General features: G+C 72.1%; 10 protein-coding genes. 7 read left to right on the plus strand and 3 right to left on the minus strand.

Annotated features, from left to right (window positions below; translation table 11 throughout):
• Positions 1-103 precede the first annotated feature (103 nt).
• The 6 genes from DA06_RS04775 (at position 104) to DA06_RS04800 (ending at position 4,996) form a co-directional block, all read left to right on the plus strand.
• Positions 104-229, plus strand: a complete 126-nt coding sequence (locus tag DA06_RS04775) for a CoA transferase (protein WP_418606990.1) — start codon at positions 104-106, stop codon at positions 227-229.
• Entirely contained in the window at positions 226-1,299 is a 1,074-nt protein-coding gene (locus DA06_RS04780) for a CaiB/BaiF CoA transferase family protein (RefSeq protein ID WP_418606991.1), read from the plus strand. Before DA06_RS04775 ends, DA06_RS04780 begins: the two co-directional genes overlap by 4 nt.
• Before the next feature lie 2 nt (positions 1,300-1,301).
• Positions 1,302-2,108, plus strand: a complete 807-nt coding sequence (locus DA06_RS04785) for a citryl-CoA lyase (RefSeq protein ID WP_043497773.1) — start codon at positions 1,302-1,304, stop codon at positions 2,106-2,108.
• Between the two features lie 40 nt (positions 2,109-2,148).
• Entirely contained in the window at positions 2,149-3,093 is a 945-nt protein-coding gene (locus DA06_RS04790; RefSeq protein WP_418606993.1) for a hypothetical protein, read from the plus strand.
• Positions 3,090-3,455: a hypothetical protein gene (locus DA06_RS04795; protein ID WP_043497775.1), complete on the plus strand. Its 366-nt coding sequence runs from the start codon at positions 3,090-3,092 to the stop codon at positions 3,453-3,455. Before DA06_RS04790 ends, DA06_RS04795 begins: the two co-directional genes overlap by 4 nt.
• Before the next feature lie 284 nt (positions 3,456-3,739).
• Positions 3,740-4,996, plus strand: coding sequence for an MFS transporter (locus DA06_RS04800; protein ID WP_043497778.1), 1,257 nt, complete (start codon positions 3,740-3,742; stop codon positions 4,994-4,996).
• A 78-nt stretch (positions 4,997-5,074) separates the two neighbouring features.
• On the opposite strand, the gene DA06_RS04805 is transcribed toward DA06_RS04800, so the two are convergent.
• The gene (locus DA06_RS04805; protein ID WP_052436376.1) at positions 5,075-6,898 is read right to left on the minus strand and encodes an FAD-dependent monooxygenase; all 1,824 of its coding nucleotides are present in this window, start codon (positions 6,896-6,898) and stop codon (positions 5,075-5,077) included.
• A 233-nt stretch (positions 6,899-7,131) separates the two neighbouring features.
• Positions 7,132-8,514, minus strand: coding sequence for an amidohydrolase family protein (locus tag DA06_RS04810; protein WP_418606995.1), 1,383 nt, complete (start codon positions 8,512-8,514; stop codon positions 7,132-7,134).
• A 306-nt stretch (positions 8,515-8,820) separates the two neighbouring features.
• Between DA06_RS04810 and DA06_RS04815 the strand changes: the two genes are divergently transcribed.
• On the plus strand, positions 8,821-9,861 hold the full coding sequence (locus DA06_RS04815) for a zinc-binding dehydrogenase (RefSeq protein ID WP_418606996.1): 1,041 nt from the start codon (positions 8,821-8,823) through the stop codon (positions 9,859-9,861).
• Between the two features lie 4 nt (positions 9,862-9,865).
• Here DA06_RS04815 and DA06_RS04820 read toward each other — a convergent pair whose 3' ends face one another.
• Positions 9,866-11,671 (minus strand): Hsp70 family protein, encoded by a 1,806-nt coding sequence (locus DA06_RS04820; protein WP_418606998.1) that lies wholly within the window; start codon positions 11,669-11,671, stop codon positions 9,866-9,868.
• Positions 11,672-11,844 lie beyond the last annotated feature (173 nt).

Below are 11,844 nucleotides of genomic sequence, written 5' to 3' on the forward strand. Positions count from 1 at the left end.
AGGGCTTGACAGGTGCGCGCGGCACCTCCAGAGTGGAACCACGTTTCGCGGACAACTGTCCGTCACGCGGACGCAAGCGCCCGCCACGAAGGGATCAACGAGGATGCAGACAACTTCTACGACGTTTTCGGGTGCCCGTCCGCTGGACGGCATCGTCGTCGCGGACTTCTCCAGGATCCTGGCCGGGCCGTACGCGACCATGCTGCTGGCCGACCTCGCGCCGAGGTGATCAAGGTCGAGGGCCCGGGCGGGGACGACACGCGCACGTGGGTCCCACCCGTCCGTCCCGACGGGGTGTCCACCTACTACGCGTCGATCAACCGCAACAAGAAGTCGATCGTGCTGAACTTCAAGGACGACGACGACCTCCGGACCGCCCAGGACCTCGCCGCCCGCGCCGACGTCGTCATCGAGAACTTCAAGCCCGGCGGCCTGAGGAAGTTCGGCCTCGACTACGAATCGGTCGCCGCCCGGAACCCCGCGGTCGTCTACTCGTCGATCAGCGGCTTCGGCAGCGCGGAGGGCGCCCACCTGCCCGGGTACGACCTCATCGTCCAGGCGATGTCCGGCCTCATGAGCCTGACCGGCGACCCGGACGGCTCGCCGTACCGCGCCGGCATCAGCGTCTTCGACGTGATGGCCGGGCTGCACTCCACGATCGGGATCCTGGCCGCGCTGCGGCACCGGGATGCCACGGGCGAGGGCCAGCACCTCGAGGCCAGCCTCATGGCCTCCGCGATGAGCGGCCTGGTCAACCAGACCATGGCGTACGTCGGTGGCGGGGTCACGCCGTTCCGGATGGGCAACGCGCACCCGAGCCTCTTCCCGTACGAACCCCTGCCCACCGCGGACGACCAGCTCATCGTCACGGCCGGCAACAACGCCCAGTTCCGGAAGCTGTGCGAGGTGCTCGGAATCCCCGAGGTCGCCGACGACCCGCGCTTCGCCGAGAACGGCGACCGCACCGCCAACCGTGAGGAGCTCCGGCCGATCCTGGTGGAGCGGCTCCGGACCCGCCCCGCGGAGCACTGGTTCGAGCGGCTCAACGCCGTCGGCGTGCCGAGCGGGCCCATCAACACGATCGCCCAGGGAGTGGAGTACGCCAGGAAGCTCGGCCTCGAGCCGGTCGTCCGGGTGGGTGAGGGTGACGACGCCATTCCCGGCGTGCGCCATCCCGTCACCTACTCGGCCACTCCCCCGCGCTACGAGCTGCCGCCCCCGCGCCTGGGCGAGCACACCGAGGAGGTCCGGGCCTGGCTGGCCCGGAGCGACGACGCCGCCACGACGGGAGCACGCTGACGATGACCGCGACCACCACGCCGATCCAGTACCCCACGGCGCTGGGGACCTCCACCGCCGACGAGATCCGGCTGCTCGGCCACGACCTCGCCGAGGACCTCATGGGCAAGGTCAGCTTCGGGGAGCTGGCGTTCTGGCTCGTCGCCATGCGGCGCCCGAACCCTGGCGAGCTGAAGGTCTTCGAGGCCGTGCTCGTCGCCCTCGCCGACCACGGCTTCACGCCGACGGCGATCGCGGCCCGCCTCACCTACCTCTCCGCCCCGGACTCCCTCCAGGGTGCGATCGCGTCGGGCCTGCTCGGCGGCGGGTCCCGCTTCCTCGGCGTCACCGAGGACACCGGCAAGTTCCTCCACCGCACGATCGCGGAGCACGACGGCGACCTGCCGACCACCGACGAGGGCTGGGACGAGCTGGCCCTGGCGGCGATCCGCGGCCAGCGCGAGCAGAAGAGGTTCGTGCCCGGGCTGGGGCATCCCGTCCACAAGGAGGGCGACCCCCGCACCCCGCGGCTCATCGCCATCGCCGAGGAGGCGGGGGTGCGCGGACCCCACCTGCGCCTGTTCGAGGCGATCGGCCGCATGTCCGGGACCGCGCTCGGCCGGGCGCTGCCCCTCAACGGTGCCGGCGTCTGCGGCGCCGCTCTCGCCGACCTCGGCCTGCCCGTCGACCTGCTGCGCGGCTTCGCGCTGCTCGCGCGCACGGCGGGCCTGCTCGGCCAGATCGCCGAGGAGAGGCGCAACCCGGTCGCGAACGACATCTACATGGCCGTCGACCGGAACGCTATCTACGTCGCCGACGACGCGCACTGACCCTAGACCACCACAAAAGGAACGGACCCGAGGAGCAGGTATGGCTGAGCTCACCGCTGTGCTGGCCAGCACGCACCATCCCTTCTACTACAAGGCGACGACGTCTCCGCCCGACCAGCGTCCGCCTTACGCGGCGGAGTGGCAGCGCAAGGTCGAGGCCTACCGCGAGACGCTCACGGCCGCCGAGCCGGACGTGCTGGTGATGGTCGGTGCGGACCACTTCCACCAGTTCTTCCTGGACAACTACCCGCAGTTCCTCATCGGCAAGCAGGAGACCTACGACGCCACCTTCTACAACGAGGAGCGCGAGTTCGGCATCCCCCGGTACGTCCTGAAGGGCGACAAGGAGCTGTCGGACTACATGCACCAGGGCTTCGTGGACCGGGACTTCGACTTCTCCTTCAGCCACGAGCTCAAGATCGACCACTCGATCATCTGCCCGATCATCACGGTCCGCCCCGACGCGGACCTGCCGGTCGTGCCGGTCTACACGAACATCTTCGTCCCGCCCATGCCCTCGCCCCGGCGGTTCTACGAGGTCGGCCGCGCCATCCGGGAGATCATCGACTCCTGGGACTCGACCAAGAAGGTCGCCGCCATCGGCACCGGCCACCTCTCCCTCGAGCTCGGCGGCCCCCGGCAGTTCGGCGAGCACGGCCCCGACCCGGAGTTCGACGCCAACGCGATCGAGTGGCTCTCGACCGGCAACGTCGACGCCATCCTGCAGAACGTCACGCACGAGTCCATGGCGGGCGCCGGCAACGCCACCCACGGCTTCATGGACCTGCTGCTGATGATGGGCATCGCCGGGCCGGGGGCCGAGGCCGCCTACGTCGACCAGCTCGACCTCTTCCACACCCGTGAGATGTACATGACCTGGTACCCGAACCGGACCGACGCGCAGGCGGAGGCGGCCGCCCGCGCGGCCGAGATCTCCGGCGGCAGCACCGGACCTGTCTACGCGGAGAAGGGCGTCCTGGCATGAGCAAGTACTACGTCGACAAGTTCCTCTTCACGATCGACCGCGACCCCGACTGGGTCGAGCAGTACAGGGAGGATCCACGGGGCACCATCGAGAAGTGGGAGAAGGAGGTCGGGACCTGGCTCAACGGCGTCGAGCAGACCTCCTGGCTCTCCTTCACCGACGAGGAGCGCGAGGCCCTCGCGACGCACGACTACGTCTGGCTCTTCGAGCACGGCGCCCACTTCTTCCTCAACCTGACCCTCTTCATCGCCCTCTACGACGAGGAGTACGCGAGGAAGCACGGGCCGCTGTCCTTCCAGCGCGAGATGGCGCAGAAGCTCTCGCACTGGACGGGCAAGGAGTACCCGAGCGTCGCCCTCTGACGCGCACCACCCACCACTGACCAGCGACCGACCGGCACCCGTCACCTCGCGGGCGCGGACGATGCCGTCCGCCGTCCCGGCGGTGACGGGCGCCGTCGGGCGCGCCCGCGTGCCCGGCGGTCCCGAGCCCCACATCTCGGTCCCGCCGCACCACCGCTCGCGGCCGACGCACGGGCCACCACCCCGGCCCGTCGCCCGAGCACACCCCTTCCTTCGCCGACCGTCCCGCCCGGGCACCGGTGCCCGGGCGGCGAGGCGGCACCCCTGACTGTGAGGACATACCTATGGCCACCCCTGCGGTGACTCGAGAGTTCAACGAGAACGTGAGCGGCGAGCAGCGTTCGCTCGCCCCCGCCGCGATCGCCGTCGGCTTCGCGGTGCTCTGCCTGTCCTGGATGCTCAACGCGATGGACCGGCAGGTCTTCTACCCCCTGCTCCCGGAGATCCGGGAGGACTTCGGCTTCACGCTGGAGGAGTCCGGCTTCCTCGCAACGGGCTTCACCGTGGGGCTCGCCGTCGCCGGGTTCCTCGCAGGCTTCGTCGTCGACCGCTTCTCCCGCAAGACCGTGATCGTCGGCAGCGTCCTGGTCTACTCCCTGGGCACCCTCGCGATCCCGCTCTCGTCCGGGCTGTACGACATGGCCGCGTACCGGATCGTCTCGGGGGTCGGCGAGGGCGTCCAGGCCACGGCGCTGTACGCCGTCGTCGGCTCGTTCTTCTTCCACCGGCGCGCGTTCGCGGCCGGGTTCGTCGGGGTCGCCTTCGGCGCCGGCATCTTCCTCGGGCCGATGATCGGCGTGCCGTTCGCCACGGCCTTCGACAGCTGGCGGGCACCGTTCTTCCTGTTCGGCGGCCTCGGTCTCGTGATGGTCACCCTCATCCTGGTGGCCGTCTCGCGGCGGATGTCCGAGGCGCGGGCGGGAACCGTCGCGGCCGCCGCCCAGGACTACAGCCACGTCCCCGCCAGCCCCTACAACCGCAACACCCTCGGGTTCGGCATCGCCTGCGTCGTCAGCGGCACCGTCTTCTACGGGTTCATGGGCCTGTACCCCACGTTCCTGCGGGAAGAGCTCGGGTTCGACCCCGCGCAGGCGGCCTTCGCGGTCTCCATGTCCGGCCTCGGCGCGATGATGGCGCTGCCCGCCGGCTGGCTCGGCGACCGGTTCAGCCAGAAGTGGCTCCTCGCCGGCACCTTCGTGGGCACGGCGCTGGTCGGGTACCTGATGTACGCGGTGGTGACCGGCGAGGCCGGCCAGTACGTCTTGTCCTTCCTCATGGGCACGCTCGCCAGCGGGTTCCTGTTCACCAACTGCTCGACGGCCATGCAGCGCAGCGTCCGCCCCGAGAGCGTCGGTCGCGGCCAGGGCCTGTTCATGCTCACCTACTACGTCGCCGCCGCGTTCTCCGGCCTGCTGTTCGCCAAGCTCGTGGCGGCCGTCGGCTGGAGCGGCGCGGGTATGTGGCAGCTGGCCGGCGCCTCGCTTCTGGGGGCCGTGGCTCTGATGCTGGTCCGTCCGGACCAGATGCTCGGCAAGCGGTAGGAACACGACACCAAGAAGCCGGTGGCCGCTCGATCGTTCGAGCGGCCACCGGCTTTCACCATCCCTGCAGCACGGCGGTCACCTCGCCACGGACAGCTCCGGCTCATCCCCGGCCGACGGCACCACAGCCGACGACGCGAGGACAGTGCTCAGCGCCGACTGGAGGGCAGTTGCGGGGTCCGCGGGCAGGCCGAGGCTGCGCCAGGCGACGACGGTGTCGGGGCGGACGAGGACCGCACCGTCGGAGTCGACCTCACGCAGCTGCGCCCAGCGCCCCTCGGCGTCCGTGAGCGGGTGTCCCTCACCGACCTCGACGACGTCGACGAGGTCCGCGAGCGGACTGGCGGAGGCGCCCAGCGCGCGACGCCACTCCTCCGCGGCGGCGTCGACGATCAGCACCAGCCGTCCCGGTGCGGCGAGGTCGAGCGTGGAGATCCGGCGGTCCCGTCCGTCGAGCCAGACGTGCGGCACGTGGTGGCCCGGCGCGGTGGTGGGGCGGTAGACGAGCGGGTCGCTGGGCAGGGAGCTTGTCTCGCTCTCACCGGCGACGGCGCCCACGGGGTAGGCGAAGCCGCACTCGACGCCGTGGGCGTGGAACTCCTGGTCCATGAACGCGATGGCCTCGTCGAGCGCCGCCTGGCGGCGCCGGCCGGTCTCGCTGCCGGACCACAGGTCCGCGAGCGCGGCCCACCCCTCCTCCGGGGGCGTCGTCGGGTCCAGTCCGATTGCGGCGTCGACGAGACCGCCGTGGTTCCTGAAGTTGTGCAGGGAGTTGGCAGCCACGGTGGTGGCGATGGGCCGGCGCTCGAGCTCGTAGGTGTCCAGCAGCGGCTCCAGCTCCTCGGAGTCGAGGGTGGCGGCGATCTTCCAGGCGAGGTTGTGCGCGTCCTGGATCCCGGTGTTCAGGCCGAGGGCGCCCCACGGCGGGATCCGGTGCGCCGCGTCGCCGACCAGGAAGCACCGCCCGTTCCGGAAGGTCTCGGCGACGACCGAGTTGATGTACCAGTGCGAGATCGAGTGCAGCTCGGCGTCCAGCGTCTCGACGCCCAGCGAGCGCAGGATCCGCTTCTTCATCCCGTCCTCGTCGAACCGGTCGGGGTCGTCCGGGCCGAAGCCGCAGGCGAAGACCCACTCCTCGGACTGCTCCTCCTCGTCCCACGGGCCGAGGTGGTACAGGTAGCCGGAGCCGATCGACCCGCCGAGGTCGGGGTTGACGAACCAGTTGATCAGGCAGCTGTCGTCCGGCAGAAGCCCGCGCAGGTCGGCGCTGAAGTGGGCACTCACCATGTCGACGAGGTTGCTCTCGCCGGCCATGGCGATGCCGAGCTCGTCGGCCACGAACCGTCCACCGTCGGCCCCCACGAGGTACCGCGCCCTGACGCGGCGCTCGGCGCCGTCTCCGCCGTCGGCGACGGTGACGGTCACGCCGTCGTCGTCCTGCTCGATCCGGGCCACCGGTGCACCGAAGAAGACGTGCGCCGGGGCCTGCGCCTCGGCGGCCCGCCGGAGCACCGGCTCCAGGCGGATCTGCGGGAGCACCGTGTAGCTCGACGGGCTCATCGCCGCGTACTCCTCCGCGTACCGTCCGCCTCCCCACGCGTCCCGGACGGCGATCCGGCGGCCGTGCAGGGCGGTGGGGCCGTCGAACGAGGTATACCAGGCGGTCCGCGAGACCGTCCGGGGCGGCGCCGCGGCGGCGCGGACCTCCTCCTCGATGCCCAGGGCGCGGAAGATCTCGATGGTCCGCTGGTTCAGCCCGACGGCCTTCGGGTGGATCGAGGTGGACGGGTGGCGCTCGAACACCGCGTGCTCGACGCCGAGCCTGCTGAGGAGCAGGGAGGTGGTCAGTCCGACGGGTCCGCCGCCCACGACGACGACGGGGTACTCCTGGATCTCGGTCATGCGAAAACCCTCCGTAGGTAGGGCGACGACGGCGTCGCCCGGGTCGATCGAGGTCGTTGGCGCGTGGGCGTACGAGGTCATCGGATTGCGGCGCGCGGGCGCGTGACACGGTCGGGTCCCGCAGCGCGGAGCACCGCCGGTGCCGGGGCGCGGGGCCCGGCCGGTGCCGGGGCGGTGTCAGCTGCCGGGCGTGCAGGCGCCCGAGGAGAGCAGGGACGCCTGCACGCGCAGCGTCACTTCGTGTGCGTGGAGGCGTCTGCGTACTCGGTGTACATGTACGGGTTGTCGAGGACCTTGGACTCGGGGATCTCGGGGTTCATGCCGGCCTGCCAGGCCTCTTCGCCGAGCGTGGCCCGCAGGTGCTCGACGGTCTCCTCCACCGCGGTGCGCGCGCGGGCCAGGCCCGTGTCGACGAGCCTGTGTTCGTGCTTGACGACCTTCCCGTTGACCAGCACGGTGTGCACGTCCGCGCGCTGGGCCTGGAACGCGATGTGACCGTAGGGGTTCAGCAGCGGGAACATCACGGGCGAGGCGTCGTTCTTGATCAGCACCACGTCCGCCCGCTTGCCGGCCTCCAGCGAGCCGACCAGCCTGTCGAGGCCCAGCGCCTTCGCCCCGCCGCGGGTGGCCCATGCCACCACCTCCTCGGCGCGCAGCGCGATGTTCGTAACGGTGTCGCCCTTGGCGTGGGCCTCGTGGTGCTCACGGGTGCGGTCCGAGGACAGGGTCGCCCGCATCGCGGAGAAGAGGTCCCCGCTCCACCACACGGAGGTGTCCATGGAGAGCGAGATGGGGATGCCGTGCGCCCGCAACGACCAGCTCGAGGGGTATCCCTGCCCGCAGGAGGACTCCGACTCGCTGGAGACCGACGCGTGCCCGCCCGTGGCCGCGATGCGCTGGTAGGAGTCCGTGCTCAGGGTCGCCGCGTGCACGTACACCGTCTCCGGCGTCATGAAGCCGTGCTCGTGCATGAGCCGGATGCCGTTGTCGTTCGTCGCGCCCCACACCCCGGCGTGCGTGGTCACCCCGACGCCGAGCTCGCGGGCCACCTCGAAGGCGGCCTTCTCCGGGAACGCGGGGTCGCCGGTGACGTCGAACGCCAGCTGGAGACCGAGCATCTCGCTGCGCGGCATCCTGCGCTCGACGAAGGAGCGGAAGTCGGGGGACGCGGTCCACTCCCAAGGGCCGGCGTGGATGTTGCCGTACCCGAACACGAACCGGCCGGGCACCTCCTCGAGCGCGTCCACGGCGGCCTCGGCGTGCTCGACCGTCTGCAGACCGTGGGACCAGTCCACCGTGGTGGTCACCCCGGCGTCGAGGGCCTCGATCGCACCGAGCAGGTTGCCCGCGTAGACGTCCTGCGGTCGGAACTCCTTGCCGTGCTCGAGGTAGTACCAGACGAAGTACTGCGTGAGGGTCCAGTCCGCCCCGTACCCGCGCATGGCGGTCTGCCACAGGTGCCGGTGGGTGTCGATCATCCCCGGCATGACGATGCCGCCCGAGGCGTCCACCTCGACGGTGCCGTCCGGCACCGGCAGGTTCGGGCCGACCGCCTCGATCCGGTCGCCGACCACCAGCACGTCGGAGTCCTTCAGGACCGTCCGGCGGTCGTCCATCGTCACCACCGTGCCGCGTCGGAGAACGAGGGGACGACCCTCCGCGGGGGGGCTGGCTCGGGGAGCCGGAAGGGGGCGTCTGGCTCATGGTCGGTACCTCCGTCGTCGCAGGAACTCCGCGCGGACGCTCGTCCGTCTAGCGGTCACCAATGTTGTGGCTCACACTCTGGAGTCACCCCCTCAGCATGTCAAGAACCGGACCGGATCGCGGCGGAACGGGGAGCGGCGACGGTTGACACCACGCGGCGGACTCTGAAGCATGAACTCCAGGCGGACGGTCGTCCGCTGGAGATCGGAGGAGATCCCGTGCGTGCCGCCGTCGTCACCGTCCCCGGCCAGCTGCCCGCGTACGCCGAGCACCCGGATCCGGTGCGCGAGGAGGGGCGGACCCTCGTCGAGGTCTCGGCCGCCGCGATCACGCCGCTGGACCAGCTCTGCGCGAGCGGCACCTCGTACTTCGGCACCCCGGCCACGCCGTACGTGCCCGGCGTACAGGGCGTGGGCGTCGTGCGCTCCTCCGGTACCTGGCCGGAGGGCACGCGTGTCTGGTTCGCCACGGACGCCGGCATGAAGCCCGGCGACGGTTCGATGGCCGAGCTGTGCGCCGTCGTCGACGACGATCTCGTCCCCCTGCCCGACGGCGTCGACGCCGCCCAGGCGGCCGCGCTCGGGCTCTCGGCGGTCGCGGCCTGGATGTCCCTGACGGCGCGCGCCCGCCTACGGCCCGGCGAACGCGTCCTCGTGCTCGGCGGCGGTGGCGTGGTGGGGCAGGTGGCCCTCCGGGCGGCCAGGCTGCTCGGCGCGTCGAGGGTCGTGGCCGCCGCGCGCTCGCGCGGGGCTCTCGAGCGGTCCCGCGCGGCGGGCGCGGACGAGGTGGTCCCCCTCGCGGCGGACGACGACGTCGCGGGCCTGGCGGCGCGGTTCGAGAGCGCGCTGGGTGGTCACGCCGACGTGGTCGTCGACCCGCTGTGCGGGCTCCCCGCCTCCGCCGCCGGTCTTGTCCTGGGCGAGGGCGGCCGCCTCGTCAACCTCGGCAGCTCCGCGGGGCCCACCGCGACGTTCGACTCGGCCACGCTCCGCAGCCGGTCTGCATCCGTCCTCGGGTACACCAACAACGCGCTCACCAAGGACCAGCGCCGCGACGCGCTCACCGCGGTCCTCACCCACGCCGCCGACGGCGCCCTGGGGGGTCGAGCACGTCGGTCTTCCCCTCGCCGAGATCCAGCGGGCGTGGGCGGCCCAGCGCGACGGCGCGGGGAGGGTGGTGCTGAGGCCGTAGCTCCGGCACACCCTGCGGGTCTCGCCTCGCCCGGCGAGGGTGAAGGGGGTCACCCCGCGCCCCGGTAGGGGTTCATCCGCATTGCGCCCGCGACAACAGTCTCCCAGCTCCTCCCGCCGCGCTTCCCTGTCCGTGCGGGCCCCTCCCTCCGGGCCCGTCCACGCCGGGACAGGGAGGCGCGATGAACCCCTCCGCACCACTTCCCCGACGCGCGGCGCTGGACGCCGTCGTCGCCGCGGTGGCCGTCGTGGCCGCCGTCCTCACCCTCGCCGCCCCCGCCGGCGCGTTCCGCGGGCCCCGGCGGGCCCAGGGCCGCGCCGCGGCCCACGCCCGGCGGGACGCCGAGGTGCCGATGGCGTGGCGCTGCGTGTACCGGGTGTCGAGGTCGGTGATCTGCACCTCGACCATGCCGTTCGCGTCGACGAGGTAGCGCTCCTCGACGAGGCAGCCGTCGCGCCGCTCGACGTCGACCTCGTGCAGGTCCCGTCCGTCGCGCAGCGCGGGGTCGAAGGGGAAGAGGACGTCCGCGAACGGCACGACGTCGCCGCGCGGCTCTCCGTCGTCGTCGATGCCCGCGCACTCGACGAACCGGTACCAGCCGAGGTTGTGCGCGGCACGGTAACGGCGGACGGCGACCACGCCCTCACGCTCGGGCAGCGCGGTGTCGGCACCGAGGATGGGGTCGAAGCTCACGGCGGCACCGCCGGCGCGCTCGCGGAAGACGCCGAAACCGCGGGAGAGACGGTCCGAGAGAGTGAACCCGGCCTCGTCGTCGGCCGCCACGGCCAGGCCGATCGCCGTGGAGGCGGACGGGTGCGGCGAGCGGTGGACGCGGCGGCCGAACCTCTCCCGCAGCAGCCGGGGCACCAGCGGCAGGCCGGACGCTCCACCGACGAGGTAGATGCCGGCGACGTCGGCCAGCCCGGAGGCGTCGTCGAGGCCGCCCAGCAGGGGTCGCATCGCCTCGATCGTCGCCTCCACGAGCGGGGCGGAGCGCGCGTAGTAGGTGTCGACGGGCACGCTGACGTCCTTCTCGCCGACCTCGACCACCACCCGTCGCGACTGCGGGGCGATGCGCTCCTTCGCCTCCCGGCACCGGTCGAGCAGCTCGTCACGCTCCATGCGTGCGAGGTCCTCGAGGTGGCGCGGTGAGGCGGTGGCGGCCGCCTCCGCCTCGAGCACGCACAGGGCGAGCACCTCGTCGAAGTCGTCGCCGCCGAGCCGGTTCAGGCCGTTCGACCCCAGGACGGCGTGGCGGTGGCCCTCGACGTCGACGAGGGAGGCGTCGAACGTGCCCCCGCCCAGGTCGTAGACGACGACGCGGGTGCGGCGCGAGCTGATCGTGCCGCCTCGGTGGTGGGTGTACTCGAACCCGGCGGCCGACGGCTCGTTGACGAGGGCGAGGACCTCGAATCCGGCACGCCGGAACGCCTCGAGGGTCAGGAACCGCTGCGCGCCGTGCGCGTGGGCGGGGACCGCGACGACGGCGCGCAGGGGCCCGTCGTCGTCCAGGGCGGCCTCCTCCACGGCGTCGGAGAGGTTGGACCGCGTGCGCAGCGCCGTGCGCACCGCGGACAGATAGCCGGTAAGCAGCTCGAGCAGCGGCACCTCGAGGTCGCCGACGGTGAGGAGCGTGCCCGCGCCGACCTCCGGGTCGGCCAACGCTCGTTTGAAGGAGCGGAGCAGGGGAGCGCCCCGGCGGGCCGCGGCGAGGGCCTCGAAGCCGTGCACGAGCTCGCCGTCACGGACGGCGACGACGCTGGGGAAGCTCTCGTGGGCGTCCCCGTCCTCGTCGAGGAACGACACGACGGGGTAGTTCCCCCGGTCGGCGAGGGCGACGATCGTGCGGGTGGTGCCCAGGTCGACGCCGAGGTGCATGGCGTGAGACTACCTGCACAGCCAGGTGCTCGCGCCGGAGCCCGAGGCGTGTCCCGTTCGGGTGCGTTCGGGGCCCGGTGCGCGCGAGCGCCGGAGCGGGGCCGGTCCGCCGCGGCGGGTCCGCCGCGGCGCCGGACCGCGGGGCGCGGGTACGGCGCGGGGCGGGCCCCGTC

Origin of the sequence: Georgenia sp. SUBG003, from assembly GCF_000715355.2 — a bacterium.
Taxonomy (GTDB): Bacteria; Actinomycetota; Actinomycetes; order Actinomycetales; family Actinomycetaceae; genus Georgenia.

Bases quoted from the DNA above. Each gene is read 5' to 3' on its own strand.
- DA06_RS04775 (WP_418606990.1), top strand. From the start codon at position 104: ATGCAGACAACTTCTACGACGTTTTCGGGTGCCCGTCCGCTGGACGGC.
- DA06_RS04785 (WP_043497773.1), top strand. From the start codon at position 1,302: ATGACCGCGACCACCACGCCGATCCAGTACCCCACGGCGCTGGGGACC.
- DA06_RS04790 (WP_418606993.1), top strand. From the start codon at position 2,149: ATGGCTGAGCTCACCGCTGTGCTGGCCAGCACGCACCATCCCTTCTAC.
- DA06_RS04795 (WP_043497775.1), top strand. From the start codon at position 3,090: ATGAGCAAGTACTACGTCGACAAGTTCCTCTTCACGATCGACCGCGAC.
- DA06_RS04800 (WP_043497778.1), top strand. From the start codon at position 3,740: ATGGCCACCCCTGCGGTGACTCGAGAGTTCAACGAGAACGTGAGCGGC.
- DA06_RS04805 (WP_052436376.1), bottom strand. From the start codon at position 6,898: ATGACCGAGATCCAGGAGTACCCCGTCGTCGTCGTGGGCGGCGGACCC.
- DA06_RS04810 (WP_418606995.1), bottom strand. From the start codon at position 8,514: ATGGACGACCGCCGGACGGTCCTGAAGGACTCCGACGTGCTGGTGGTC.
- DA06_RS04820 (WP_418606998.1), bottom strand. From the start codon at position 11,671: ATGCACCTCGGCGTCGACCTGGGCACCACCCGCACGATCGTCGCCCTC.